Origin of the sequence: Halorubrum tibetense (assembly GCF_042661865.1) — an archaeon.
Taxonomy (GTDB): Archaea; Halobacteriota; Halobacteria; order Halobacteriales; family Haloferacaceae; genus Halorubrum; species Halorubrum tibetense.
In genome coordinates this window covers 1-957 of record NZ_JBHSWW010000521.1, presented here as the reverse complement: position 1 = coordinate 957, position 957 = coordinate 1, and the positions used below count along the sequence as shown (strand labels likewise).

The 957-nt window shown below is 69.4% G+C and carries 2 pseudogenes; both read left to right on the top strand.

Going from position 1 to position 957, the window contains the following annotated elements:
* Nucleotides 1-367: pseudogene (locus ACFQEU_RS16680) on the top strand (DNA primase catalytic subunit PriS); the annotation flags it as partial.
* A pseudogene (locus ACFQEU_RS16675) lies at nucleotides 364-957 on the top strand (hypothetical protein); the annotation flags it as partial. The pseudogenes ACFQEU_RS16680 and ACFQEU_RS16675, both read left to right, overlap by 4 nt.

Sequence of the window (957 nt, the reverse complement as noted above, 5' to 3'; positions counted from 1 at the left end):
TCCGGGAGTCCGACGGCTGGTGAGCGCGCTCGCCGCACGCGTGGCCGCGACCGACACCGCACCCATCGACGAGCCGGTGACGACCGACACCCGCCGGCTCATCAGATTGCCCGGAACGCTCCACGGCGGGTCGGGGCTCGTCGTCACGCCCATCGAACGGGCGGAGCTCGACGGGTTCGACCCGCTTCGGGACGCAGTCCCGGACCGGTTCGTCGGTCGGGAGATCCGGATCGAGTGTGAGACGGAACGGACGGTAGAATTAAACGGCCGGACGATCAGTGTTCGATCCGGCGAGAACACGGTCCCCGAGTTCGCGGGCGTCTTCCTGATGGCCCGCGGCGAGGCGCGGAAAGCACCCGAACGATGAATCTCGACGAACTCCGATCGGTCCAAGCGAAGGAACGCCGCAAGGACAGCCTCCAGCACCTGCGCGACGCCTTCTACGACGACGTCGCCGCGTACGTGAACGACCTGCGCGCGGCCCGCGATCATCGTGCCGATCAGGTGTCGAACCCCTTCTCCGACGACGACGTTCGCCGCATGTCGGACGAGCTGGAGACCGCCGAGGAGGTCGCCGAGGCGCTGTACGAGCGCCGCGTCGGCAAGGTCGTCAAGCTCGCGTCGTTCGCGGCCGCGGACATGCCCGTCGAGACCGAGGGGATGACCACGGAGGAGCGCGCGCTGTTCGACGACCTCGTCGAGCGGATCGAGGCGAACAAAGCCACCGTTTTGAACACGCTGGCGGGCGAGGTCCCGTCGGAAACCGACGGGGCGGACGGCACCACGGGTACGAACACCAGCAGTGACACCGACCCCGAGGCCGACGTGAACCCGGACGCGGCCACGAACGCTCACGGGGGAACGGCAGCCGCGGAGCCCGACCGGAGCGTGGAACGCGGTCCGGCCGCGGAGCCCGATCCAAGCGAGAACGCCGATCCGGACGCGCCAAGCGCGCCG